At 66.9% G+C, this 24,220-nt stretch carries 23 protein-coding genes and 1 tRNA gene; 14 read left to right on the plus strand and 10 right to left on the minus strand.

The features are described 5' to 3' along the window. Positions 1-61 precede the first annotated feature (61 nt). Together ACFQO4_RS06845 and ACFQO4_RS06850 are read right to left on the minus strand one after the other, a co-directional pair. On the minus strand, positions 62-754 hold the full coding sequence (locus tag ACFQO4_RS06845; RefSeq protein ID WP_500260179.1) for a hypothetical protein: 693 nt from the start codon (positions 752-754) through the stop codon (positions 62-64). Further along, positions 751-1,407: a hypothetical protein gene (locus ACFQO4_RS06850; protein WP_500260180.1), complete on the minus strand. Its 657-nt coding sequence runs from the start codon at positions 1,405-1,407 to the stop codon at positions 751-753. The genes ACFQO4_RS06845 and ACFQO4_RS06850 overlap by 4 nt, the downstream gene beginning before the upstream one ends. A gap of 343 nt (positions 1,408-1,750) precedes the next feature. Between ACFQO4_RS06850 and alaS the strand changes: the two genes are divergently transcribed. Then, positions 1,751-4,522: an alanine--tRNA ligase gene (alaS, locus tag ACFQO4_RS06855; RefSeq protein ID WP_500260181.1), complete on the plus strand. Its 2,772-nt coding sequence runs from the start codon at positions 1,751-1,753 to the stop codon at positions 4,520-4,522. Between the two features lie 98 nt (positions 4,523-4,620). Next, positions 4,621-5,286: a helix-turn-helix domain-containing protein gene (locus ACFQO4_RS06860; protein ID WP_500260182.1), complete on the plus strand. Its 666-nt coding sequence runs from the start codon at positions 4,621-4,623 to the stop codon at positions 5,284-5,286. Here the strand turns inward: ACFQO4_RS06860 and ACFQO4_RS06865 are convergent. Then, positions 5,283-5,645, minus strand: coding sequence for a hypothetical protein (locus ACFQO4_RS06865; RefSeq protein ID WP_253432166.1), 363 nt, complete (start codon positions 5,643-5,645; stop codon positions 5,283-5,285). The two genes, ACFQO4_RS06860 and ACFQO4_RS06865, sit on opposite strands and share 4 nt — an antisense overlap. A gap of 97 nt (positions 5,646-5,742) precedes the next feature. Here ACFQO4_RS06865 and ACFQO4_RS06870 point away from each other — a divergent pair, with 97 nt between their 5' ends. Further along, positions 5,743-6,879, plus strand: a complete 1,137-nt coding sequence (locus tag ACFQO4_RS06870) for a tRNA (guanine(26)-N(2))-dimethyltransferase (protein WP_500260183.1) — start codon at positions 5,743-5,745, stop codon at positions 6,877-6,879. 1 nt (position 6,880) lies between these two features. Here the strand turns inward: ACFQO4_RS06870 and ACFQO4_RS06875 are convergent, their stop codons facing one another. Next, positions 6,881-7,132, minus strand: coding sequence for a hypothetical protein (locus ACFQO4_RS06875; RefSeq protein WP_500260184.1), 252 nt, complete (start codon positions 7,130-7,132; stop codon positions 6,881-6,883). 129 nt (positions 7,133-7,261) lie between these two features. Between ACFQO4_RS06875 and ACFQO4_RS06880 the strand changes: the two genes are divergently transcribed. Then, positions 7,262-8,575: a YihY/virulence factor BrkB family protein gene (locus tag ACFQO4_RS06880; RefSeq protein ID WP_500260185.1), complete on the plus strand. Its 1,314-nt coding sequence runs from the start codon at positions 7,262-7,264 to the stop codon at positions 8,573-8,575. A 121-nt stretch (positions 8,576-8,696) separates the two neighbouring features. Here the strand turns inward: ACFQO4_RS06880 and glnA are convergent, their stop codons facing one another. Then, a complete protein-coding gene (gene glnA / locus ACFQO4_RS06885) occupies positions 8,697-10,052 on the minus strand; it encodes a type I glutamate--ammonia ligase (protein ID WP_500260473.1) in 1,356 nt (451 codons plus the stop codon). A 125-nt stretch (positions 10,053-10,177) separates the two neighbouring features. Between glnA and lrp the strand changes: the two genes are divergently transcribed. Continuing rightward, complete coding sequence (gene lrp, locus ACFQO4_RS06890) at positions 10,178-10,636, plus strand: HTH-type transcriptional regulator Lrp (protein WP_500260186.1); 459 nt, start codon at positions 10,178-10,180, stop codon at positions 10,634-10,636. Between the two features lie 10 nt (positions 10,637-10,646). Here the strand turns inward: lrp and ACFQO4_RS06895 are convergent, their stop codons facing one another. Then, positions 10,647-11,558, minus strand: a complete 912-nt coding sequence (locus ACFQO4_RS06895) for a hypothetical protein (protein ID WP_500260187.1) — start codon at positions 11,556-11,558, stop codon at positions 10,647-10,649. Positions 11,559-11,663: 105 nt separating this feature from the next. On the opposite strand from ACFQO4_RS06895, the gene ACFQO4_RS06900 reads away from it, so the two are divergent. The 4 genes from ACFQO4_RS06900 to ACFQO4_RS06915 all read left to right on the plus strand — a co-directional run bounded on the left by ACFQO4_RS06900 (position 11,664) and on the right by ACFQO4_RS06915 (position 13,681). Further along, a complete protein-coding gene (locus ACFQO4_RS06900) occupies positions 11,664-12,044 on the plus strand; it encodes a Rid family detoxifying hydrolase (protein WP_500260188.1) in 381 nt (126 codons plus the stop codon). A 25-nt stretch (positions 12,045-12,069) separates the two neighbouring features. Then, a complete protein-coding gene (locus tag ACFQO4_RS06905; protein WP_500260474.1) occupies positions 12,070-12,309 on the plus strand; it encodes a DUF7981 family protein in 240 nt (79 codons plus the stop codon). 56 nt (positions 12,310-12,365) lie between these two features. Continuing rightward, positions 12,366-12,447, plus strand: a tRNA-Ser gene (locus ACFQO4_RS06910). A gap of 451 nt (positions 12,448-12,898) precedes the next feature. Continuing rightward, a complete protein-coding gene (locus tag ACFQO4_RS06915; protein WP_500260189.1) occupies positions 12,899-13,681 on the plus strand; it encodes an RlmE family RNA methyltransferase in 783 nt (260 codons plus the stop codon). A gap of 36 nt (positions 13,682-13,717) precedes the next feature. On the opposite strand, the gene ACFQO4_RS06920 is transcribed toward ACFQO4_RS06915, so the two are convergent. Next, a complete protein-coding gene (locus tag ACFQO4_RS06920; RefSeq protein ID WP_500260190.1) occupies positions 13,718-14,710 on the minus strand; it encodes an ornithine cyclodeaminase family protein in 993 nt (330 codons plus the stop codon). A 173-nt stretch (positions 14,711-14,883) separates the two neighbouring features. On the opposite strand from ACFQO4_RS06920, the gene ACFQO4_RS06925 reads away from it, so the two are divergent. Both ACFQO4_RS06925 and ACFQO4_RS06930 read left to right on the plus strand, forming a co-directional pair. Then, a complete protein-coding gene (locus ACFQO4_RS06925; protein WP_500260191.1) occupies positions 14,884-15,681 on the plus strand; it encodes a tetratricopeptide repeat protein in 798 nt (265 codons plus the stop codon). A gap of 167 nt (positions 15,682-15,848) precedes the next feature. Beyond that, positions 15,849-16,151 (plus strand): DUF424 domain-containing protein, encoded by a 303-nt coding sequence (locus ACFQO4_RS06930; RefSeq protein ID WP_500260475.1) that lies wholly within the window; start codon positions 15,849-15,851, stop codon positions 16,149-16,151. A gap of 56 nt (positions 16,152-16,207) precedes the next feature. Here the strand turns inward: ACFQO4_RS06930 and azf are convergent, their stop codons facing one another. From azf to cofH, 3 genes are all read right to left on the minus strand, one after another. Continuing rightward, positions 16,208-16,957, minus strand: coding sequence for an NAD-dependent glucose-6-phosphate dehydrogenase Azf (gene azf / locus ACFQO4_RS06935; protein ID WP_500260192.1), 750 nt, complete (start codon positions 16,955-16,957; stop codon positions 16,208-16,210). Positions 16,958-17,079: 122 nt separating this feature from the next. Then, a complete protein-coding gene (locus tag ACFQO4_RS06940) occupies positions 17,080-17,364 on the minus strand; it encodes a hypothetical protein (RefSeq protein ID WP_500260193.1) in 285 nt (94 codons plus the stop codon). Between the two features lie 208 nt (positions 17,365-17,572). Beyond that, the gene (gene cofH / locus ACFQO4_RS06945) at positions 17,573-18,958 is read right to left on the minus strand and encodes a 7,8-didemethyl-8-hydroxy-5-deazariboflavin synthase subunit CofH (RefSeq protein WP_500260194.1); all 1,386 of its coding nucleotides are present in this window, start codon (positions 18,956-18,958) and stop codon (positions 17,573-17,575) included. Between the two features lie 197 nt (positions 18,959-19,155). On the opposite strand from cofH, the gene ACFQO4_RS06950 reads away from it, so the two are divergent. The 3 genes from ACFQO4_RS06950 (at position 19,156) to ACFQO4_RS06960 (ending at position 24,064) form a co-directional block, all read left to right on the plus strand. Further along, entirely contained in the window at positions 19,156-21,237 is a 2,082-nt protein-coding gene (locus ACFQO4_RS06950) for a hydantoinase/oxoprolinase family protein (RefSeq protein WP_500260195.1), read from the plus strand. Then, positions 21,234-22,835, plus strand: a complete 1,602-nt coding sequence (locus ACFQO4_RS06955; protein WP_500260196.1) for a hydantoinase B/oxoprolinase family protein — start codon at positions 21,234-21,236, stop codon at positions 22,833-22,835. Before ACFQO4_RS06950 ends, ACFQO4_RS06955 begins: the two co-directional genes overlap by 4 nt. 209 nt (positions 22,836-23,044) lie before the next feature. Continuing rightward, complete coding sequence (locus ACFQO4_RS06960) at positions 23,045-24,064, plus strand: phosphoribosylaminoimidazolesuccinocarboxamide synthase (RefSeq protein ID WP_500260197.1); 1,020 nt, start codon at positions 23,045-23,047, stop codon at positions 24,062-24,064. The last annotated feature ends 156 nt before the right edge of the window (positions 24,065-24,220 follow it).

Consider the following 24,220-nt stretch of genomic DNA (forward strand, 5'->3'; position numbering starts at 1 on the left):
TGTTCAGTGCCGGAATTCTTCGGAGCCATCCAGGTGAGATCAGTCGAGACCCCGCTCGCCGTCAGACCGACTCGCTCGAGCGAGCGCGGTCCGCCGACAGCGACCACGCCCACCGCACCCAGTAGAATCCGAGGATTGCGGCGACGACGAACCAGAGGCCGCCAAACGGGGCGTACCACTCGAGCACGTACGCCGGCGCGGCGGCGACGAACCGACCGACGCCCACGGCCGCCACAACCACGAGCGCCGTGACGAACAGGAGTCGATCGGCGTCGACCTCGCTCGAGCGCCACACCCGAACCGAGCCGAGTCGCCGAACGTCGGCGGATACGAGTGCGACGGCGGCCGCGCTCGCGCCGACGGTCAACGCGAGCGCGACGTCCAGGTCGAGGACGTACCCGCCGGCGAGGAGGTCGCCGATGGTCACCGGCACGAGCGGCAGCGTGAACGATAGCGCCGGACCGCCGTTCCAGGCCGCGTAACAGAGCGGAATCAGCAGGATCGTTGGGGTGACGAGCGCGATAGCGATCGTTCTGACGGTGTCGAATCCCACCGTCAGCGAGTCGAGGACGACGTCGTCGATCGTGACGCGTGTGCCGACGTGGCTGATCAGGAACAGCGCGATGAGCCCACACAGGTAGCCGCCGACGGCGACCGTTCGTCGGCGCTCGAGGCCGAGCCAGGGGTGGTCCAGGAGCTCGAGGACGGGGCCAGGCGTCGCTCGCTCGGGGAGGGAAGGGATGTCGGTGCTCACGGGTCCTCCACGATGAGCGTCGCGCGTCCGTCGTGATCCGGACCGGACTCGTTGGTCATATCGATCGCCCCCGGGGAGACCCGCCAGCCCGCGGCGTCGAAGATGGCCTCGACGGTCTCTCGTCCCCGCCGGTAGGAAGCGATGCCGTGTTTCGGACGGGCGCCGGTGTCCTCGTGAGCCTGCATCGAGACGACGTCTTCGAACGACCAGCACCGGACGTGGCGTCGCCCGCTGGCCCCCCAGTAGGTCTGGGCAGCCGTCGTCTGCTGGCGGACGTACGAGTCGGTCGTTCGATCCCAGGCGAATCGCGTGTATTCCACCGGGTTGCGGACCCACCCCTCCTCGTCCAGGACGGTCATGACGCGCTCGAGGCCCGCCTCGCCGTCCGCAGCGGGTATCAGCACAACGTTGAACGGCGCCGTGGGGACGAACCCGTCGCGCGTCGGCGCGTAGTGGTGGCGGCCGACGGGCGCCTCATCCTCGGTGGTGATTTCCGTGCCGATCCAGTCAGCGGCAGCCGCGGACGGTTCGGCGCCCTCGACCGTGCCGTGAAGTGTGGTCGAGTGCGGGGGTGTCGGGAGGAGGGCGATACCAGTAGCCGTGCCGATACCGGTCAGGCCGATTTTCCGCAGCAGGGACCGTCGCGTCGTCATTGCCGACACTCGACCTCGTTTACTATCGCAGCCGTAGCCGTGGCTGAGACTGCGACCGTAGCCACAGCCGTGGCCGCGACCGTCGTCGACGGACGGAGGGGGGGGCGGCCCGTCGCGGCCTCGAGAGGGCCGTCGCCCGAGTCGAGACACATATTCGATCGCTAACATCATATCGGAAAGTCCAACTGAGAGTACTTATTTATTTCGTGATCTATTCGTCCCGCAATAGTCGATTCGAGTGACACGCGGGTCGGACAGATGGGCGTTCCAGGCGCCCAGAGAATGAGCCGTGACACCCGTTGCGCAACTGTTTTACCGCCTGCAGGGCCAATACGAGGTACGAATGAGTGAACTGGAGGAGGAGTACCGACTCGAGTATTTCGAGGAGGAGGGGTTCGTGCGCAAGGAGTGTCCCTCCTGTGGGGCACATTTCTGGACGCGCGATCACGACCGCGAGACCTGCGGGGAACCGCCCTGCGAGCAATACGACTTCATCGACGAACCGGGATTCGCCGAGGAGTACACCCTCGAGGAGATGCGCGAGGCGTTCCTCTCGTTCTTCGAGGACCACGACCACGAGCGCATCGATCCGTACCCGGTAGCGGCCAACCGCTGGCGCGACGACGTCCTGTTGACCCAGGCGTCGATCTACGACTTCCAACCGCTGGTTACCTCGGGGAAGACGCCCCCGCCAGCGAACCCGCTGACCGTCAGCCAGCCCTGCATCCGGATGCAGGACATCGACAACGTGGGCAAGACGGGCCGGCACACGATGGCCTTCGAGATGATGGCCCACCACGCGTTCAACGTCCGCGAGGACGCCGAGGAGGAGTACGCCTACGAGGGCGAGGTCTACTGGAAGGACCGCACCGTCGAACTCTGTGACGAACTGCTCGACTCCCTGGGCGCGGACATCACCGACGTCACCTACATCGAGGACCCGTGGGTCGGCGGCGGCAACGCCGGGCCCGCCATCGAGGTCATCTACAAGGGCCTCGAGCTGGCCACGCTGGTCTTCATGTGCATGGAGCAAGACCCCGACGGCGAGTACGAACTCAAGGACGGGAACACCTACTCGTTCATGGACACGTACATCGTCGACACGGGCTACGGCCTCGAGCGCTGGACCTGGATGAGCCAGGGGACGGCGACGGTCTACGAGGCGATCTACCCCGAGATGATCGACTTCCTCAAAGACAACGCGGGGCTGGAGTACACCGACGACGAAGCCGACATCGTCGCCCGGGCAGCACGGCTCTCGGGCCAACTCGACATCGACGACGTCGACGACGTCGAGGCCGCCCGCGGGGAAATCGCTGACGAACTCGGCGTCGACGTCGGCGACCTCCGCGACCTCGTGGAGCCGCTCGAGCGGATCTACGCCATCGCCGACCACTGCCGGACCCTCGCGTACATGTTCGGCGACGGCATCGTCCCCTCGAACGTCGGCACAGGTTACCTCGCGCGGATGGTGCTCCGCCGAACGAAGCGGCTGTGCGACACGGTCGGCGTCGACGCCCCCCTCGACGAACTCGTCGACATGCAGGCCGAGCGCCTAGGCTACGAGAACCGCGACACCGTCCGCGACATCGTCCGCACCGAGGTCGAGAAGTACCGCGAGACGCTCGAGCGCGGCGGCCGACGGGTCGAAGCCCTCGCAGCGGAGTACGCGAAGAAAGGCGAGTCGATCCCCCTCGAGGAACTGATCGAGCTCTACGACAGCCACGGCATCCAGCCCGACATGGTCGAGGAGATCGCCGCCGAAGCCGGCGCCGACGTGGACGTCCCCGACGACTTTTACAGCCTCGTCGCCGACCGCCACGACACGACGACGGTCGAGGAAGCCACCGAGGAGGGCGACGAGCGGTTCGCCGACCTCCCCGAGACGGAGAAACTGTACTACGACGACCAGCAGCGAACCCAGTTCGAGGCAGTCGTCCTCGACGTGTTCGACCGCGAGGAGGGCTACGACGTCGTGCTCGACCAGACGATGTTCTACCCCGAGGGTGGTGGCCAGCCAGCCGATCGGGGCACGCTCTCGAGCGAAGAGAAGACCGTCGACGTGCTCGATGTCCAGATCGAAGACGGCGTCGTCACCCATCGAACCGACGAGGATCCGGGGAAGGGCGAGTTCGTCAAGGGGCAACTCGACGCCCCTCGTCGTCGCCAGTTGATGCGCCACCACACGGCGACCCACATCGTCATGCACGCCGCCCGGCAGGTGCTCGGCGAGCACGTCCGCCAGGCGGGTGCTCAGAAGGGCGTCGAGTCCTCGCGCGTAGACATCCGTCACTACAACCGGATCTCCCGGGAGGCCGTCAAGCAAATCGAGCGCGTCGCCAACGGCATGGTGATGGACAACGTCTCCGTCGACCAGGAGTGGCCCCACCGACACGAGGCCGAGGCCGAACACGGCTTCGACCTCTACCAGGGCGGAATCCCACCGGGAACGAACATCCGACTCATCCACGTCGCCGAGGACGTCCAGGCCTGCGGCGGCACCCACGTCGCCCGTACCGGCGACGTCGGCGCGATCAAGATCCTGACCACCGAGCGCGTCCAGGACGGCGTCGAGCGACTCGTCTTCGCCGCTGGCGACGCGGCCATCGAGTCCACCCAGCGCACCGAGGACGCCCTCTACGGGGCCGCCGAGGCCCTCGACGTCTCCCCCGAGAACGTCCCGGAGACCGCCGAACGCTTCTTCGAGGAGTGGAAAGCGCGTGGCAAGGAGATCGAGGATCTAAAAGAGCAGCTCGCGACCGCCCGCGCCAGCGGCGGTGGCGGCGGTGAGGAGGTCGCAGTCGGCGAGACGACCGCCGTCGTCCAGCGGATCGACGCCGACATGGACGAACTCCGGGCGACGGCCAACGCTCTCGCCGCGGAGGGCAAGATCGCCGTCATCGGCTCAGGCGAGAGCGGCGCGCAGTTCGTCGTCGCCGTCCCCGACGGCGCCGACGTCAACGCCGGCGAGGTCGTCGGCGAACTCGCCTCGCGAGTCGGCGGCGGCGGCGGCGGTCCGGCCGACTTCGCCCAGGGTGGCGGGCCGAACGTCGATGCGCTCGACGAGGCGCTCGAGGACGCGCCCGACGTGCTTCGGCAGGTACTGGACGCCTGAGACGCGCTCGCCGTCCGGGGGCTCACTCGACCGACGGCAACACCAGTGCCCGTGAGAGGCCAGGTTTTTTGACGCCGCTCGTCCCATGACCGACGACGATGGCGCTATTCGCGGAGTTTTCCGTTCCAACAGAGGCGTTCGCCCTCCACGAGACGCTCGAGGCCGAGCCTGACGCCGTCGTCGAAATCGAGCGCGTCGCCGCCACCGAGGAACTCATCACGCCGTACTTCCGGGTCAGCGGCGTCGATCTTGGTGCCTTCGAGGCCGCCGCCGCGGACGACCCGTCGGTCCGGGGACTCACGCGAATCGATCGGTTCCGGGAAGCGACCCTGTACCGTGCCGACCTGGTCCGGGACGTCGACGCAATTGTCTACGCGTACACGTCGACAGACGCGACGATTCTCGAGGACTCGGCCCAGCACGACCGCTGGGAGCTTCGGATGCGGTTTCCCGACGGCGACGCCCTCTCACAGTTCAGCACCTACTGTGAGGATCGAGAGATTCCGTTCGAACTCACGCGACTGTACGACCGGGCCAACCCCCAGTCGAGGGCCAAGTTCGGCGTAACGGAAAAGCAACACGAGGCGCTGCTGACGGCGTGGAAACGCGGGTACTTCTCCTCGCCAGAGGTCACGCTCGAGGACGTCGCGAGCGAGATGGACATCACGCCACAGGCGCTCTCGAATCGGTTGCGACGTGGCTACGAGTCGCTGATCGAGCACACGATTGCGGTGACGGGGCCCGACGAGGATATGGAGGGCTAGAGAAACTCGCGCACGTCGGAGTACCACATGTCGTGGTAGTCGACGTGACCGACGCGACGGCCGATCGAGACGGCCAGGACGTGCCAGCACAGCGCCGTGGGATCCTCGGGATCGAGGTTGAACTCACTGTCCTTGCAGGTACAGCCGCCGTCCTCGACGACGTACTCGTCCTCGTAACCCACGACGACGGTGAAATCCCGGTAGACCTTGACCCGCCCCTCCGCGACGGCCTCGATGGCGCGCACCCCGCGGTCGCCGTGCAGGCGAGAGATGCGCTCGACGATCGAGGGGGAGAGTTCGCCGGCCTCCTCGAGGTCGGCCTGCCAGCGCTCGACGGGATCGGCGTTCGACTCGGGCACGTCCGGTACTCTCTGTCGGACCGTCATATCGGTTTGGGTGTCCGGGCGGGAACGTGGAAATCACACCGCTTTTCGCCCCCCGCCGTCGAGAACGGGTATGCGCGTGACGGAGGGTGGCGTCGAGTTCGAGGTTCCCGGCGAACAGACCGAAGGCGTCGAGGAGTCGGTGTTCTACAACCCCCGCCAGGAGTTGAATCGGGACCTGACGATAGCGACGCTGCGAGCGTTCCGCGAACGCCAGTCCAGGGCCCGTCGCTACCTGGACGCGATGACCGCCAGCGGCGTCCGCGGCCTCCGGGCGGCCGTCGACGGCTGGGACGTCACCTGCTGTGACCGCGAGCCGGAAGCCGTGGACCTCGCGAGCGAGAACCTCGAGCGCGCCGGCTTCGAACTCGGGGTCGACGCCGAGGTCGTCCACCGGAACGTCAACGCCCTGATGCACGACGCCGTCTTCGACGTGATCGACCTCGACCCCTACGGGACGCCGATGCCGTTCGCCGACGCGGCGTTCGCCCGGTGTCGCCACCTCGTCTGCGTCACCGCGACCGACACCGCGCCGCTGTGTGGCGCCCACTTCAGGAGTGGGATCCGCTCCTACGGCGCCGTGCCCCGGAACACCGAGTACCACACCGAGATGGGCGTCCGGACCCTGCTCTCGGGACTCGCCCGGAGCGCCGCCCGGTTCGACGTCGGCGTCACCCCGCTTCTGACGCACGCGACCAGTCACTACGTCCGCACGTTCCTCGAACTCGACCGGAAGCCGACCGCCGCGGACGCCAGCCTCGAGGAACTGGGCTTCCTGGTTCACTGCGAGGACTGCCTGTATCGCGAATACGCGTTCGGGCTGGCGCCCGCCGCGGATCTCCCACTTCGGACGTGCCCCAACTGTGACGGCGCCCGGCTGCTGGCGGCCGGCCCGCTCTGGCTAGGTCCGATGCGGGATCGCGAGTTCGTCGTCGACGTTCGCGAACGAATCCCGGACGAGTTCGGGACCGCCGGGACGGGACGGGCGCTCCTCGAGACGCTCGAGTCCGAACTCGACGAACCGACCTACTACGACCAGCACAAGCTCTGCAAGAACTGGGGGCTACCCGCCAACGCGATGGCCGACTTCCTGGCCGACCTCGAGACGGCGGGGTACGCGACGTCGAAGACCCACTACGGCGGGACGACGTTCAAGACAGATGCCCACGTGGGCGAGATTCTCGAGGCGACGAGGGCGAGTCTGGAGTGAGTCAGGGCTCGAGATTCTCGTCTGCGTCCCCATTTGCGTTCGCGTCTCCGTCTGCATCCCCATCCGCGTACAGCCGAACGAGACCACACTCCGGACAGCACACCGCCTCGAGTTTCGTCGTCGTCTCGAGGCCGAGTTTCCCGAGCACGCCGTCGTGCTTGGCGCCGTCGATTCGGAGCCCGTAGCCGCTTCCGGTCCGGACCGTCGTCTCCTCCATCGTCACGGCACAATCGGGACATCGACGCTGGATCATGTCGCTTTCTTTTAGAGTTCGAACAATAGATCTGGCGGATGCCACTGTGAATCGACCACTCAACGGAGCGGCGGGTTACGGGACGCACTCGTCCGCAGGGCTATTACCCTCCCCGAGGAAGACCTACCCGTGATCGACCGTCGCCGCACGATTCAGCTCACCTATCGCATCCTCTCGCTCGCCCGGGCCGAACAACTGACACTGCTGTCGGCAGCCGTCGCGTTCTACGCCTTCCTCTCCCTCGTGCCGCTGTCGCTGCTATCACTCGGCGTGGCGGCGTCGATCGGCGGCGAGCCGCTGGCGGCTCGGGTGGCCGCAGTCTCCGAAGACGTACTGACGCCCACGGCCCGGCAGATCCTCGCGGAGACGCTCCTCGACGAAACCGGCCGACAGGGGGCGACGGCCATCGGCGCCGTCGGCCTCATCTGGGGCGCCAGCCGCGTCCTTCACGGCCTCGACCAGATGTTCTCGGCCGTCTACGGTACCGTGCGGTCGTCCTCGCTGCTGGACACCCTCTGGGACTCGATGATCGTCCTGGTGGCCGCCACGCTCGGCTTCAGCGCGGTCACCGTCCTCGAGTTCGCCGTCGAGTTCGTTCCCGGGTTCTCCGTCGGCCTCCTCGGCCCGGTGTTCGTCCTGATCAGCCTCCTCGCCGCGTTCTTCCCGATGTACGTCGTCTTCCCGGACGTCCCGGTGGGCCTCCGGGAAGCTGCACCGGGGGCGATCATCGCCACGGTCGGCTGGTTCGCGCTCGGGCAGGTGTTCTCACTCTACACCGCATTTGTGGGCGGGTTCAGCGTCTACGGCGTCCTCGGCGCCGTCTTGCTCGTGCTCATCTGGCTCTACATTGGTGCCGCCATCGTCGTCTTTGGCGTCGTGGTCAACGCCGTCCTCGCCGGAATTGACGTGGATCGGCAGCTACAAAGTCACGGGCCACGACAGGTATCCACAGAAGCGATGTCCGAGGACGCCACTGGAACCGACGAGCAAGACGGGCCAGCACGGGGGGCAAGCGAGCCGCAGTCACGATCACGCTCACAACAGCGCGAGGGATCCAGAACCCGCGACCGAGCGGACGATCCCGCCGCCCTTCGCGAGGAACTCCGCCAGCTCGAGGATCGGCTCGAGTCCTTCGAGAGCTCCGTCGAGGACCGAACCGTCAGACGCCAGTCCCTCGAGGCCGACCTCAAGCGGTACGTCCGTCGCCGCGTTCGCCGGGGGCACGCCCACGGCTGGGGACCGTACCTCGTCTTGCTGTACGGCACCGCGATGACCCTGGGCGCGTTCTACTTCCTCGAGGGCCCGTGGGCCGTGCTGGCGATGCTCGTCGTCTGGACGTCGACGCTCGGCGTCTACGTGCTGATGGTGCTGTTCGGCGCCGGCATCTCCGCGCTCGGTCTTCCGGGACGGCTCCGTAACCGAATCTCGGAATGGCGGTCCTGAGCGGGGTCGACCGCTCGAGGAGGAATCGATGGACGACCGTGCGCTCCTCTCGTCGGCACCATCCGACAGCACGAAGAAGAACGCAAACAGCGAGCGGCGCGGTCGGTGATCCAGTGAAGCGCTAGAACGTCTCGAGGTACCGATCGAGTTCCCACTCGGAGACGTCGACCAGGTACTCCTCGAACTCCTGGCGCTTCGCCTCGACGAACTTCGGCCCGACGTGCTCGCCGAGGGCGTCGTAGATGACCTCGTCCGCTTCGAGGGCGTCGACTGCCTCACCGAGGTTCGTCGGTAGGGTCTCGATGCCGTACTCTTCACGTTTCTTCCCGTCGAACTCGTAGATGTTCTCCCGGACAGGGTCTGGCGCCTCGAGGTCCTTCTCGATGCCGTCGAGACCCGCGTGGATCATGACCGCCAGCGCGAGGTAGGGATTACACGAGGGGTCGGGCGAGCGCAGTTCGATGCGAGAGGCCGCTGGCACGCGAGCGGCCGGCTTGCGGATGAGCGCCGAGCGGTTGCGGTCGGACCACGCCACGTAGACCGGCGCCTCGTAGCCGGGCACCAGGCGTTTGTAGCTGTTGACGATCGGGTTCGCGATCGCGGTGATCGCCGGGGCGTGCTCGAGGACGCCCGCGAGGAACGACTTCGCCGTACTCGAGAGGTTGAACTCGTCGTCGCCGTCGTGGAACGCGTTCTCGCCGTCCTCGGTGAACAGCGAGATGTGGGTGTGCATCCCGGAGCCGTTGATCCGCGGGATCGGCTTCGGCATGAACGTCGCGTGGTAGCCGTGCTGGGCCGCGATGGCGCGCACGACCGTCCGGAAGGTGCCGACGTTGTCGGCCGTGGTGAGCGCGTCGTCGTACTCGAAGTTGATCTCGTGTTGGCCCTCGGCGACCTCGTGGTGGCTCGCCTCGACCTCGAAGCCCATGCTCTCGAGGCCGTAGATGATGTCCCGGCGGACGTCACTCGCGAGGTCCTTCGGCGCGAGATCGAAGTACCCGCCGGCGTCGTTCGTCTCGGTCGTCGCGCCGCCCTCTTCGTCCTCCTCGAACAGGAAGAACTCGGGTTCGGGCGCGGCGTTGATCGAGTAGCCGAGGTCCTGAGCGCGATCGATCGCCCGCTTCAGAATGTAGCGCGGGTCGCCCTCGAAGGGCTCGCCGGTGGAGGTGTTGTAGACGTCACAGATCATCCGGGCCGAGGCGCTCTCGCCGCTCTGTCTCCACGGGAGGATGGCGAACGTGTCCGGATCGGGCACCAGACGCATGTCCGACTCCTGGATTCGCACGAAGCCTTCGATCGAGGAGCCGTCGAAGTAGATTCCCTCGGTAAACGCCTTCTCGGCCTGGCGGGACGGAACGGCGACGTTCTTGACGACGCCGAGGATATCGGTGAACTGGAGCCGGAGGAAATCGACGCCTTTCTCCTCGATTTCGTCCAGCACCGCCTGTTCGGTCGGGGTGATGTTTCCGCTTGTCATCTTCTCGTCGTTCTCCTCAACGATGTCCACTACTAAAATCCTGCTGTTGTGAGCAAATCTCCCGTCTCTCGATCGAAAGTGGATATTCGTAAAGTTCTAATGGTGGGAGTGAGTTGGTAGACGTGATGACGTACGAAAATCTCGACGCAAAGTTAGTGAATGCACTTCTGGGCGACGGCCGGGCGAGCCTCCGCAGCCTCGCCGAGGACCTCGACGTCTCCGTGACCACCATCTCGAACCACCTCTCTGCGCTCGAGGGCGAGGGCGTGATCCACGGCTACACCCCGAAGATCGACTACGATGCCCTCGATTACGACGTTACGGCCGTCATCCAACTGAAAGTCGAGGGGAACGCCCTCCCGGACATCACCGAGACGCTCAAAGAGCACAAGCAGATGATCTCCGTCTACGAGGTCACCGGCGACTACGACGTCATCGCGGTCGGAAAGTTCACCGACACCGACGGGATGAACGACCAGATCAAGGCCCTCCTCACCGACCCCGACATCAAGGAGTCGAACACGAGCGTCGTCCTCAACGCAGTCTCCGAGAACGAACAGTTCGAACTCGAAGTCGACGAATAGCGCCTCGAAATTACCTCGAATCGCCGTCTCTCGCCTCGATTGTGTACTCGATCGTCAAAAACTGTCGACCGACGAGCCACATCTCGTGGCTGGCGTGCAGGTCCTGGCCGTCGCTCGCGACCCGCCAGACGCGAAACCGCTGCTCCATCGGCAGGCGAACCGGCCCCAGGGGCGTCACGAGATAGAGACCGCCGTCGCCCGGGCCCCGGGTGGTGAAAGTCACCCCGTCCTCGTCGGACTCGAGCGCGAACTGCTCCGGCCGGAGCACCGTCGAGAGGTTGCTCGCCGGCAGGGGAACGGCGACGTTCGCGTACGTGACGCCTGCTCGCTCGTGGGTCGTGTAGACCGCGACGAACACCGCCTCGCCGGAATCGGGATCGGTTCGCGTCCAGACGCGAGCGCCGCGCGGGTCTGCCGACGTCGGAACCCGCGCCAGCCGACTCTCGAGGCGGCGCGTCCGTCCGTCGCTCCGTCCGGGGAGGTTGAGCTGCTCGAGGCGAGCGGTCGCGAACGAGGCGAGCCATGCCCCGAGTCGAAAGCCGCGGTGCCAGCGCGTTTCGTAGGTGAGGTCGTAGTCGCTCGTCCGTTCGTAAAAGCGGCGGACTGCGGGGTGGACGTCGCCGGGGTCGAACGCATCGACCGGACCGGACTCGAGGTCGATTTCCTGGCGTTCGTAGACGTCGAAGTCCTCGAGTTCGCCCGCGACCGGGTCGACCTCGAGTCCGTTCCGGGCCGCCCAGTCGGGGCCGACGTAGCGGCCACCGAACAGCGGCGAGAACGGCCGGTCGGCGACGAAACGGGTTCGAATGGCACGCCAGCAGCCGACGAGCGCGACGGCCGTGAACGCGACGACGAGGAGCCAGCGTGCTCGGGATTGGAATCGTGAGCGAGCACCTCCGCGACGCCACCTCCATGGTCCCATCGGTGAGCCATCGGGTCGCGGGCGGCTTATACTGTCGGCCTCGTTCGCGAACTCCGCCCGGCCGTTTCGCCGGTTTTTAAGTCACCCTGTCGAGTTGCCTCGTACATGAAGCGCATCATCAGCACGGACGACGCACCGGCGGCCGTCGGCGCCTACAGCCAGGGAACGACCGACGACTCGATCGTTTTCACTGCGGGCCAGATCCCGCTCACGCCCGACGGCGAATTGCTCGACGACGAGCCGATCGACGTCCAGACCGAGCAGGCCCTCGACAACGTCGAGGCCGTCCTCGAGGAAGCGGGCGCGGCCATGAGCGACGTGCTCAAGATGACCGTCCTCCTGGACGACATCGACGAGTTCGAGGCGATGAACGAGGTCTACGCGAGCTACTTCGACGACGAGCCGCCGGCCCGGAGCGCCTTCGAGGTCGCGAACCTGCCGAAGGGCGTCGGAATCGAAATTGAAGCGATCGCCAGCCTCGAGTAGTCGAGGCGTGGTCGAAACCGTAAACGTGGACGCTCGCCTGAAATCCGCCGTCCTCTGGGGTGCCGTCGGCACGATGACGTTCCTCGTGCTCGTCCAGGGGTACGCACTCGCCATCGAGCCACTGGTGTCGCTGACTCGAGCGGGACTGGTCGCGCTGGTGGTTGGCCTCGGAACTGCGGCGGCGGCGTACCGACTCGAGCCCCGGGTGGCGCGGTGGGCAGCGGGGCGGACCGGTGAGCGAGACGTGGACGGGGAACGGAAGTGACGCCCGTCGACTCCTTACGTAACAGTTAAACGACCCACCCGGCTATGCTCGAGTGAGCCAGGATGGCCGAACGGTAAGGCGCACGCCTGGAAAGCGTGTTCCCTTTCGGGATTCAGGGTTCAAATCCCTGTCCTGGCGTTTCTCGCGTCACAACCCCGCGAGCGGCGCGTAGCGACGCGAGCGATCGTGACGCGAGAAACGCGAACGAAGGGATATAACGAGGGAAGTCGCAGCCCGCACAGCGAGCGAAGCGAGCGAGCAGGACCGTCTTTGCGTAGTTCAAATCCCTGTCCTGGCTCGATTGTCGCAAGTAAACGTACAACGGGTTGACTCTTCGTCCTCCACCGCTCGAGGTATCGTAGTCATCGAAACGAGTTACCCAGTGGTTGCAGGCAGCCGGCTGGAACCAGCAATTCCGACCGACCAGTTGCTACCGATCGGCAATAATAGTGAACACCTGCTACAGGATCGATTGCGTCAAGCCTTACCGCCTCGAGCGCGTCTGCCAGAACATGACCGACTGTCGCGCCCACCGTCCGGCGTTCGGACGTGCGGCGAACCGAGGAGTAGAGACTCGAGGTGGGGACTGATGGGACGAGGGAAAGACGACTACTACAACCGCGCGAAACAGCAGGGCTATCGCTCGAGAGCGGCCTACAAACTCAAGCAACTCGACGACCTCGAGTCGCTCATCGAGGGCGGCGACACCGTGGTCGACCTCGGGGCGGCCCCCGGTGGCTGGCTCCAGGTCGCCGCCGAGAAGGTCGGTCCCCGCGGGCGAGTCATCGGCGTCGACCTCCAGCGAATCAAGGATCTCGAGGATCCCGAACTCGCCGATCGCACGGAGACGCTCCGAGGGGACATGACCCAGGAGAAGACCCTGAAGCGGGTCCTCGATGCCGCGGACGGCCCCGTTGACTGCGTCGTCTCGGACATGGCGCCGAACATGTCCGGGGAGTACTCGCTAGACCAGGCGCGCTCGCTTCACCTCGCCCGAATGGCCTTCGAGACGGCCCTCGAGTTGCTGGACACGGGGGGCAACTTCGCGGTGAAGGTGTTCGAGGGGCCGGACGTGGACGCCCTCCGGGCGGATATCGAGGACGAGTTCCAGTACGTCAGAGCGACCAGCCCGGACGCCTCCCGGCAGTCCTCCTCCGAGATTTACCTCCTCGCCAAGGGGCGCCTGACCGCCCCGGTCGAGGTGGGTGAGGAACTCGAGGTCGAGATTATCGACACGGGATCGGAGGGCGACGGTATCGCGTCGGTGGAGGGGTACCGGCTGTTCGTCGCCGGGACCGAGGAGGGAGAGACGGTCCGGGTTCGCGTCGAGGACGTCAAACCGAACTTCGGGTTCGCGGAACTGCTCGAGTGACTGTACTCCAGAAGTGGTAAATCACCAGACTCGAGCCTACTTCTGGACGCCGACGAGGTCAAACGGCGAGCCGTTCTCGTTGCTCGCGGCCTGTTCGTAGACGACGTGAGCGGCCGCGACATCCTGGATCGCGAGACCGGTCGAGTCGAAGACGGTGACGCCGGTGTCGGCGTCCCGCCCCGTCTTCTCGCCGACGACGAGCTGGCCGATCTCGCCGTAGATGTCGTCGTCGGTGAGGACGCCCTCGTTGTAGGGGACGTTGATCTCGCCGGAGTGGGTGCACTGCTTGTGGTCGTCGATGACGATGCGGGCACCCCGGAGGAGGTCGTCGGCCAATTCGTGCTTGCCCTCGGCGTCGGCCCCCATCGCGTTGATGTGGGTATGCTCGCCGACGTCGTCGGGACCGACGATGGGCGTCTCGACGGGCGTCACCGTCGAGAGCACGTCGCAGTGGCCAGCCTCGCTGATCGATCCCTCGCGAACGTCGAACTCGTCGCCGTAGGCGTCGATAAATCGCCGGACGCGCTCGTCGTCTAGGTCGCTCACGACGACCTCCTCGATGGGTCGAATCTGGGCGATGGCGTCGAGCTGGGTGTACGACTGGACGCCGGCGCCGACGATGCCGAGGCTCGTGGCGTCCTCGACGGCCAGGTAGTCCGTGGCGACGGCGGCCGCCGCGCCGGTGCGCTTCATCGTGAGTTCGGTGCCGTCCATCACCGCGAGCGGGAACGCAGTCTCGGGATCGGAGTAGATCATCGTCCCCATCACGGTCGGCAGGTCGTGGTCGACGGGATTGTCGGGGTGGACGTTGACCCACTTCAGCCCAGCGGCGTCCCAGTCCCCAGCGTCGAGGTAGGCGGGCATCGACCGGAAGTCCCCGTTGTACTGGGGGAGGTCGATGTAGGACTTCGCCGGCATCTGTGCGTCCCCGCGCTCGTAGGCGGCGAAGGCGTCCTCGACCGCGCCGATGACGTCCGCCATCATCGCGTTCTGGTCGACGTCCTCGCTGTCCAGCAGGAGCGTTTGCATACCCGCGAATATTGCGGGCCCGTACTTAATACATGAGAATTCCTCGCGTCTTCGTCTCCTCGTCTCTTGGCCCCTCGCCCTCTCGCTTTCTCGCCTCCGCTCGAGGCCGCAGTCCTCGATTCGACAGCAATCCGAACGCAGGCCTTAACCCGCCAGCTACCCAACTCGAGGACATGACCGACCGCCAGGAGGATTCAGACCGCAGGCACCGCTTCTCGGAGGGAGCCGGCTTCGACGAGTCCTACGAGGAGTTCGACCTCGATCCGCCCGAACTCGACGTCGATCCCTCGCGGGTCGACCCCATCGATTCGCGGGCACTCGCCGACATGCTCGACGAGCGCCAGATCGGGAGCGAGGACGTCGACGCCCAGGAACTGATCGACGTCGGCCTCAGCTACACGCAGATCAACCGCTACGAGCAGGCCACCGAGGCCTTCGAGCGCGCCGCCCGGTTCACCGACGACCCCGCCACGGAACAGGAGGCCTGGGTCAACAAGGGGGTCGCCCACGCCGAACTCGAGGAGTACGACGAGGCCATCGGCGCCCACCGCGAAGCCCTCCGCATCGCCCGCGAAGCGGAGGAAGACGCCGGCGAGTACGATCGCTCCTCGCCCGAGCACACCGCGACCGCCCACACCAATCTCGCCTACGCCCTGTGGGAGTTCGGCGAGACGGCCGAAGCCCTCGACCACGCCGAACGCGCCGTCGAGGTCGACGACCGCTTCGCCGAGGGCTGGTACAACCGGGCGTTCTTCCTGGCCGACCGGGGCCTCACCGAGGATGCGCTCCACTCGATCGACAACGCGATCAGGCTGGGGCTCCGTAACGCGCCGGTCCTCGAGGAAAAAGCCCGGATTCTCGAGGAACTGGGCGAGGACGAGCAGGCCGAGGCCCTCGCCGAGGAGGCGAACGAACTGCGCGAGCAGGCCGAACAGCAACTGGTCGAGGAGCGCGAGCAGATGCGTGAGTGACCGTGACGTCGACGAACGCCGACGCGGACGATGACTTCGAATCGGGCGAGGACGCGCTCGAGGGGAGCGTCGACTCGAGTGAGAACGCCGAGGCCGTGACAGGCGGAGACAACGAGGTGAACGCAGATGCCGACACCGAGGCCAGCGAGCACACCGACGATGGCCCGATGTTACTCGTCGAGCGCCAGACGCCCAAAGGCCTGCTCGTCTCGGTCTGTGATCGGAACGTCCTCGGGGAGTCCTTCGAGGCCCCGGACGGTCGTGCCTCGCTGACCGTCACCGAGGACTTCTACGGCGAGGGGGCCGACGCCGTCGGCGAGGAAGCCGTCGTCGACAGCCTCTCGCGGGCGAGCGTCGCCAACCTGGTCGGCGAGGAATCCGTGTCGGTGGCGATCGGTGCCGGATTCGTCGAAGCCGAGCACGTCCTCGAGCTCGAGGGGACGCGACACGCCCAGTTCTTGCGGATGTAAGTGCTGCAGAATGCGGATGTGAGCGCTGCAGAAGCTGACGTCTCGCAATCGCCGCCTTACTCGTGAGCCGCCGAGTTGTCCCGCGGTTCGTACCCCAGCACCTCGCGAGCGCGCTCGAGCGAGTAGTACTTGCGGTCGTTGTCGGAGATGCCGTAGACGATCTCGTAGCCGTAGTCGGCCTCGATCGCCCGGTCGAAGAGGTGGGCGCAGTCCCGGTAAGAGAGCCACATCGCCTGCCCGCGCTCGTAGTCGACGGGCGGGTGGTCCTTCGTGAGGTTCCCGATCCGGACGCAACACACCGAGAGGCCGTATTCGTCGTGGTAGTACCGGCCGAGGGTCTCTCCGGCGGCCTTCGAGACGCCGTAGAGGTTACCAGGGCGGGGGAGTTCCGTCCCGTCGAGGCGGAACTCGTCGTGGACGCGGTAGAGGTCCGGGGTCCGCTCGTCGGTCTCGAAGGCGCCGACGGCGTGGTTCGAGGAGGCGAAGACGACCTTCTCGACGCCGGCGTCGACGGCGGCCTCGAGGACCGTCTGGGTGCCGTCGATGTTGTTTCGCAACACGCTGTCCCACGGTGCCTCCGGACGCGGGTCGCCCGCGAGGTGGATGACGACGTCGACGCCCTCCATGGCCTCGCGGACGGCCGTCTCGTCGACGATGTCGGCGACGACGCAGTCGTGGGTTTCGGCGTACTCCCCGGTCAGCGGCTCGCGGTCGAGCAGCCGCCAATCGTAGTCGTCGGCGAGGTCGTCGAGGATCGCGGTCCCGACGCGGCCTCCAGCCCCCGTGAGCAGGACTGACTGTTCCATTCGTTCGGGTGGTGGTGAAGGGGTGATAAGAAACGTGCGGTTCGTGATTCGGGTTCGTTATTCGGGATTTATGATTTCTGGCTGGCCTCGCTGCCGACTCGAGGTCGCCCTAGATCGTTCGCTTATGACCGCCGAATGCGAAACCGGTCACCGTCGAGGGCCTCGAGCACGCCAGGCTCTCGCAGACTGACGACTCGACCCGTCGGCGTCGCCTCGGTTTCGGCGCGCACGTCGACGGCCTCGAGCGTTCCGAGCAACTGGGCCGAGGGCGGTTTCTGTGCCGCTCCGCAGTCGTAAATCGTGAGCAAGCCGCGTTCGCCGGAGCCCCGCTCGTAGACGACGAGGTGAGCGTGGTTCGGCAGGTGCCAGCGGTTCTCGGCGTCGCTGGCGGGTACGAGGTGGTTCATACGCGACCACTTTTCGCGCGCCCGTGATAGACTTCCCGACGTTCGCTCGACGTGGGACTCGCACACGAACCCGAGTGTCGCTCGCGGTCGATTGGCGCTCGAGCGTCGAACCAGTCCTACTATAGTTTGTATAGTATAGTCGAGCGAGTATTATTCTGTACGAGCGTCGCACCTGGCTCTCGATCGCTGTGGCCGACTCCAAAATCGATTACTCAGGAACCGATTCCACGCCGGCTGTGGCCCGCTCGTCCTCGAGCAGCGGCGTTCCGTCGGCCTTCGGTCCCAGTCGCGGCCCGAACGGCGGGTCGTCGGGGTCGATCACGCGCCGCGTTTCGTAGTCCGTCGAGCGCTCGACCGGCACGCGACCGATCGAAGTGACGAGGTCGACGTAGTCCTCGAAGGATCGGAACTCGCCGTGCTCGCCGCCGGCGCGGGTCGTGATCTCCTCGGAGAGGATCGTTCCCATGAAGTCGTCGGCCCCGCAGGCGAGCATCTTCAGGCCGCCCTCGTCGCCGTACTTGACCCACGACGACTGGACGTGGTCGATGTTGTCGAGAAAGAGCCGCGAGACGGCGATCAGCAGTTCGTCCTCGTCCTGGCTGGCCCCGCCCGAAACGACGCCGTGTTCGTACAGCGGCGTGTTCTGGTGGACAAAGGAGAGGGGAACGAACTCGGTGATGGCACCGTCGACGCGCTCCTGGAGGTCGCGAACTTCCTTCAGGTGCATCGCGCGGTGGGCCTCGTTCTCTACGTGGCCGTACATGATCGTCGCGGTCAGGCCGAGACCGACGTTCGCGGCGGCCTCCATGGCCTCGAGCCAGTCGCCGGTTCGGATCTTCCCGGGGCAGATGACGTCGCGAACCTCGTCGACGAGGATTTCGGCGGCCGTTCCTGGAACCGTGTCTAGCCCAGCGTCCTGCAGTCGTCCGTACACCTCATCGTAGGACCAGTCGGTTCCCCGCCGGGCGTGGTATCCCTCCTCGGGGGTCATCGAGTGGACGTGGACGCCGTCGACGCTCATCGCCTCGAGCTGGTCGGCGTAGGTGCCGGGATCCGTTTCGTACGTGGCGGGCGGTTTGTAGTTGACCGCCTTCGGATCGGGGTGGGCCTCGAGGATCTCGAGGTGCTCGTCGTCGAGGGCGAACGCAGGGTGGAGGCCGGAGACCGAGGTCACCTCGTAGATTCCTCGCTCGACGGCGTCGGCGACGATTTCGCGCGATTCGGCAGGTGTCTTCGTGAAGCCAGCCGTCTCGAGGCCGTCGTAGTCGCGCTCGAAGGTGTGGGCGGCGTCCTTGAAGTTACAGAAGAGACAGCCGACGTTGCACGCGGTCGTGACGTTGTTGTTGAGGTTGGCGATGAACGTGACCTCGTCGCCGACGACGTCCTGGCGGCGGTGGTCGGCCGCCTCGAGCACCCGTTCCTTGCGCTGGCGGTCGATCCCCTCGCGGTCGGTCCCCGTCGTGAGCAACTCGACGGCGTCGTCGACCGTGAGCCGTGTCCCGTTCCGTGCCTTCTCGAGGGCGTTCTCGAACGACTGGTCGGTCTCGGGAACGTACTCGAAGGCGAGGTCGGCGTCAGTCACGGGGGGTTCCATCGTCGGTACGATGGACACAGAGCAGGAAAAACGTGGTGAAAGTGGCCGATTCCGCTGTCCACTGACTTTCACTTCGGTTGCCAGCATCGACACGACTCGAGGGGCCTGCCAACGCTTTTTGGGACCGTCGCATATAGACGGGATATGAGTCCGAACGAGCCCCTCGCAGGATCAGCGGAGACGACGGGGGCGGGGTGATGAACGCGACGACACAGGTCGGCGTCGACGTCGGCGGCACGTTCACCGACGTCGTCCTGGCGACCGAGGACGGCCTGACGACCGCGAAGGTCCCCTCGACGGCCGACCAGAGCGAGGGCGTCCTCGAGGGAATCGAGAAGGCCTGTGAGAAGGCGGCGGTCCCGCCCGACTCCGTCGAGACGTTCACCCACGCGATGACGGTCTCGGTGAACGCGCTCCTCGAGGGCGACGGCGCGACGACCGCGCTGGTCACGACGGAGGGCTTTCGCGACGTCCTCGAGATTGGTCGCCAGGACCGCCCGTCGCTGTACGACCTCTCGGTCGAGCGGGTCGACCCGCTCGTCCCTCGCCGCCGTCGGTTCGAACTCGCGGAACGGGCGACGACCGAGGGCGTCGTCGATCCGGTCGCCCTCGAGGACGTGGTCGACCTGGTCGACCGCCTCGCCGAGGCCGGGAGCGAGATCGAGAGCGTGGCCGTCTCGTTCCTCCACGCGTACGCGGATCCCGCGAACGAGGCCGCCGTCGCGGACCGACTGCGGGAGCGACTCGAGGTGCCCGTCTCGGCCTCCCACGAGGTGCTTCCCGCGTTCCGGGAGTACGAGCGGACCTCGACGACGGTCGCAAACGCCTACGTCCGCCCGGCGATCGACGCCTACCTCGGACGGCTCGTCGAACGGGCTCGAGCCTCCGGTCTCCCGGAACCGCAGGTGATGCAGTCAAACGGCGGCATCGCGGACCTCGACGCCGTCCGCGAACGGGCGGTGACGACGGTACTCTCGGGGCCGGCGGCGGGCGTCGTCGGGGCGGCCGCGACCGCCGAGGCCGCAATCGCGGACGCGGGTCTCGAGGGACTCGTCACCTTCGACATGGGCGGCACCTCGAGCGACGTGAGCCTCGTCCGCGACGGCGAGGTCGCCCGAACCACGTCGGCCGAAATCGCCGGTCACCCCATCGCGACGCCGATGGTCGACGTGACGACCGTCGGCTCCGGCGGCGGCTCGATCGCGTGGGTCGACGCCGGGGGCGCCCTTCGGGTGGGTCCCGCGTCGGCGGGCGCCGACCCCGGTCCCGCGTGTTACGGTCGCGGGGGGATCGAGCCGACCGTCACCGACGCCGCCGTCGTCCTCGGCTACCTCGGCCCGGACGCGACCCTCGGCGGCGAGGTCTCCCTCGACGTCGGCGCCGCCCGGGAGGCGCTCGCGGAACTGGCGGGAGCGGCGGGGCTCGAGTCTGCCCGCGAAGCCGCCGCCGGGGTCTACCGCGTCGCGAACGCGACGATGACTCGCGCCATCCGATCGGTGACCGTCGAACGCGGCCACGACCCTCGCGAGTTCGGGCTCGTGGCCTTCGGCGGCGCCGGACCGATGCACGCCGCCGCCGTGGCAGACCAGCTCGGGATGGACCGCGTCGTGATCCCCCTCGCCGGCGGGGTGCTCTCGGCGTACGGCCTGCTCGACGCCGACGAGAAACACGATCGGGTTCGAACCCACCGGACGCCGCTCGAGGCGGCCGACCGCGATGTCCTGGAGGAAACCTACGCCGAGCTGACGGCCGACGCGCTCGAGGACGTCGACTCCGGCGGCAACCCCGTCGTCGAACGACGCGCCGACCTCCGGTACGCCGGCCAGAGCTTCGAACTCGAGGTGCGGGTCGACGACTCGGTCGACCTCGCGACCGTCCGCGAGCGCTTCGACGCGGCCCACGAGCGCGCCTACGGCTACCGGATGGACGAACCGATCGAACTGGTCGCGCTCGGGGTGACGGTCCGCGCGACCCGCGAGGCGCCGTCGATTCGATACGAGGCACGGGGCGAGGGACGGGACGAGAGAGACGACGAGGACGCACTCGATTCGCGACCGGTCTTCTTCGATGGGGAGCCCCACAAGACGACGATTCTGGCCAGAACCACCGTCGCTCCGGGGGCGACGGTCGAGGGGCCGTCGATCCTCGAGGGCGAGGAGAGCACGACGGTCGTCCCGCCGGGGTGGTCCGGTTCGGTGGGCGAAGACGGCGAACTCATCCTCGAGCGTGACCACGGCCCCGGTCAGAAAGCCGAGACCAACGGAGGTGAGCGCCCGTGACCCTCGACGCCGTCACCCTCGAGGTGCTCCGGAACCGGCTCGAGGGCATCGCCGAGGAGATGGGTCACGTGTTGATCCACGGGGCCTACTCTCCGAACATCAAGGAGCGGCGAGACTGCTCGACGGCGCTGTTCGACGCCGAGGGTAGGCTGGTCGCTCAGGCCGAGCACATCCCGGTCCACCTCGGGGCGATGCCGGAGGCGGTGCGGGCGGTTCGAAAGCGCGACCCCGAACCCGACGAGGCGTACGTCCTGAACGATCCGTTCACCGGGGGAACGCACCTCCCGGACGTGACGGTCGTCGCACCGATCGACGTCGGCGGCGATATCGTTGGCTACGGAGTCACGCGAGCCCACCACGGCGACGTCGGCGGGATGACCCCGGGGAGCATGCCCGCGGGGGCGACCGAGATCTACCAGGAGGGGCTGCGACTGCCGCCGACACGGCTCGTCGTCGACGGCGAGATCGATTCGAACGTGCTGGAACTCGTGCTCGCGAACGTCCGCAACCCCGCGGAGCGCCGGGCGGACCTCCGGGCCCAGCTCGCCGCGACCGACCGAGCCCGCGACCGGGTGCGCGAACTCGTCGCCGAACGCGGGCGGGCGACCCTCGAGGCGGCCTTCGACGGCGTCATCGAGTACTCTCGAGAGCGGATCGAGGCCGAACTCGAGACGATTCCCGATGGTACCTATCGGGGACGCGACTGGCTCGAGGGCGACGGCGTCGAGGAGTCGACGATTCCGCTCGAGGTGGCGGTCACGATCGACGGGACGACGGTGGACGTCGACTTCGCGGGGACGGCCGACCAGGTGGCCGGCAACATGAACGCGCCGCTGGCGGTCGCCAGGAGCGCGGTGTACTTCGTCCTCAGAGCCGTGACGGACCCGGACATTCCGCCGAACGACGGCTGTTACCAGCCGGTGACCGTGCGTGCGCCAGCGGGATCCGTTCTGAACCCCAACCGGCCAGCGGCCGTCGTCGGCGGCAACGTCGAGACGAGCCAGCGAGTGACGGACGTGGTGCTCTCGGCGTTCGCAGAGGCTGTCCCCGAACGCGTGCCCGCCCAGAGCCAGGGCACGATGAACAACCTGATTATCGGAAGCAGGGACGCCGAGGGCTTCACCTACTACGAAACCATCGGCGGCGGGTTCGGCGCCCGGCCCGACCGCGACGGCGTCGACGGTGTCCAGGTCGGGATGACCAACACACTGAACACGCCGATCGAAGCTCTCGAGGCGGCCTACCCGATGCGCGTCGAGCGCTACGCGCTCCGGGAAGGAAGCGGCGGCGACGGACGCTATCGCGGCGGCCTCGGCCTCGAGCGCTCGGTCACCGTCGAGGCTGACGCGACGGTCTCCCTGCTCACCGAGCGTCGACGACTCGCCCCACGCGGCGCGAGCGGCGGCGAGGACGGTACCACGGGCGAAAATCGGATCGACGGGACGGCCGTCCCCGCAAAGACGACGGTCGACGTCGAGGCCGGCACCACCGTCACCGTCGAGACGCCCGGCGGTGGCGGGTACGGCGACCCGGGCGAGCGCGATTCGAGTGCGCGCGAACGCGACGCCCTCGACGGCAAGTCGGTCGACGGGAAGTAAACGGAGTCGGGGGAGCGGGGTCGAAGATAGCCGAGACGACGGAACTCGAATCGATACTGAAACCTTTTAGGCGCCCGTACTGGCATCTCGAGTATGCACGGCGGCCCAGTGGCTCCCTCCGGATCCACATCCACGTTCGCGACGACGGCACCGACGAGCACCCGGAAATCCAGCCCGACGAACCGGTCCACGGTTCGGGGGTGGCTCGCGTGACGAGCGTCAAGGAGTTTCGCATCGACGAGGAAGCGACCGCCGACGAACTGGGCTCGGGCGCATTCGTCTTCACGGACGATTATTCGGTGTTCGACTGGGGAAAGATGCCCAACCAGATCCCCGACAAGGGTGCGAGCCTCTGTACGATGGGCGCGTACAACTTCGAACTGCTCCAGGACGCCGGCGTCCCGACGCACTACCAGGGCGTCGTCGAGGATGGGTCGGTGGTCCCACTCGAAGAGGCCACTCGCCCGCCGTTCGAGATGGCGATCGACCTCACCCAGGTCCCCGATCTGCCCCACGAGGGGCGCACCTACGACTACGACGCCTACCACGCCGCGGCCGGCGAGAACTACCTGATCCCCCTCGAGATCGTCTTCCGAAACGAGGTCCCGATCGGCTCGAGCCTTCGCCGACGAACCGATCCCGAAGACCACGGCCTCGAATTCGAGGACTGGCCCGAGGGGGCGGTCGACCTCGAGACGCCGATCGTCGAGTTCTCCACGAAGTACGAGGAAGGTGACCGCTACCTCTCCCGGGAGGAGGCCGACGCCATCGCCGGGAAAGCCAACATCGAGGTGCTCGAGGCGGTCGCCCGCGAGGTCAATCACGCCATCACCGAACAGGCCGAGACGGCCGGACTCGTCCACCAGGACGGCAAGATCGAGTGTCTCTACTACCGGGGCGAGATTCGCGTCGCGGACGTCGTCGGCACGTTCGACGAGAACCGCTTCAGCTACGAGGGGGTGCAACTCTCGAAGGAGGTCATCCGCCAGCACCACAAGCGAACCCAGCCGGACTGGGTCGACGCCGTCACCGACGCGAAAGAACGCGCCAGGGCCGAAGACGTCGCCGACTGGAAGTCCCTCTGCGATCGGGAGCCCCAGCCACTCGACGAAGACGTGATCGACATCGCTCGAGCGATTTACTGCGCTGGGACGAACGCCTACGTCGGCCGAGAAATCTTCGAGGCGCCGTCGCTGTCGGCCGCGATTGGGGCCGTCCAGCGGCTGTAGGCCTGGTTGGGCCGTCCAGCGGCTGTGCGTCACGGTCGACACCCTCCTGTAGCGTCGGCCGGACCGATGCCGTCCAGCAGTCGGAGGCCCCAATCGGACTGGAGGCGGGGCCCCTCGAGTCGATCTCCCACGCTCTTTGGCACCATCCCACAATCA

Source organism: Saliphagus sp. GCM10025334 (assembly GCF_042663485.1).
In the GTDB taxonomy this organism is placed as follows: Archaea; Halobacteriota; Halobacteria; order Halobacteriales; family Natrialbaceae; genus Natronosalvus.

Bases quoted from the DNA above. Each gene is read 5' to 3' on its own strand.
- ACFQO4_RS06925 (WP_500260191.1), top strand. From the start codon at position 14,884: ATGACCGACCGCCAGGAGGATTCAGACCGCAGGCACCGCTTCTCGGAG.
- ACFQO4_RS06900 (WP_500260188.1), top strand. From the start codon at position 11,664: ATGAAGCGCATCATCAGCACGGACGACGCACCGGCGGCCGTCGGCGCC.
- lrp (WP_500260186.1), top strand. From the start codon at position 10,178: ATGACGTACGAAAATCTCGACGCAAAGTTAGTGAATGCACTTCTGGGC.
- alaS (WP_500260181.1), top strand. From the start codon at position 1,751: ATGAGTGAACTGGAGGAGGAGTACCGACTCGAGTATTTCGAGGAGGAG.
- ACFQO4_RS06950 (WP_500260195.1), top strand. From the start codon at position 19,156: ATGAACGCGACGACACAGGTCGGCGTCGACGTCGGCGGCACGTTCACC.
- ACFQO4_RS06940 (WP_500260193.1), bottom strand. From the start codon at position 17,364: ATGAACCACCTCGTACCCGCCAGCGACGCCGAGAACCGCTGGCACCTG.
- ACFQO4_RS06920 (WP_500260190.1), bottom strand. From the start codon at position 14,710: ATGCAAACGCTCCTGCTGGACAGCGAGGACGTCGACCAGAACGCGATG.
- cofH (WP_500260194.1), bottom strand. From the start codon at position 18,958: ATGGAACCCCCCGTGACTGACGCCGACCTCGCCTTCGAGTACGTTCCC.
- ACFQO4_RS06860 (WP_500260182.1), top strand. From the start codon at position 4,621: ATGGCGCTATTCGCGGAGTTTTCCGTTCCAACAGAGGCGTTCGCCCTC.
- ACFQO4_RS06895 (WP_500260187.1), bottom strand. From the start codon at position 11,558: ATGGGACCATGGAGGTGGCGTCGCGGAGGTGCTCGCTCACGATTCCAA.
- azf (WP_500260192.1), bottom strand. From the start codon at position 16,957: ATGGAACAGTCAGTCCTGCTCACGGGGGCTGGAGGCCGCGTCGGGACC.
- ACFQO4_RS06915 (WP_500260189.1), top strand. From the start codon at position 12,899: ATGGGACGAGGGAAAGACGACTACTACAACCGCGCGAAACAGCAGGGC.
- ACFQO4_RS06870 (WP_500260183.1), top strand. From the start codon at position 5,743: ATGCGCGTGACGGAGGGTGGCGTCGAGTTCGAGGTTCCCGGCGAACAG.
- glnA (WP_500260473.1), bottom strand. From the start codon at position 10,052: ATGACAAGCGGAAACATCACCCCGACCGAACAGGCGGTGCTGGACGAA.
- ACFQO4_RS06850 (WP_500260180.1), bottom strand. From the start codon at position 1,407: ATGACGACGCGACGGTCCCTGCTGCGGAAAATCGGCCTGACCGGTATC.
- ACFQO4_RS06930 (WP_500260475.1), top strand. From the start codon at position 15,849: ATGTTACTCGTCGAGCGCCAGACGCCCAAAGGCCTGCTCGTCTCGGTC.
- ACFQO4_RS06875 (WP_500260184.1), bottom strand. From the start codon at position 7,132: ATGATCCAGCGTCGATGTCCCGATTGTGCCGTGACGATGGAGGAGACG.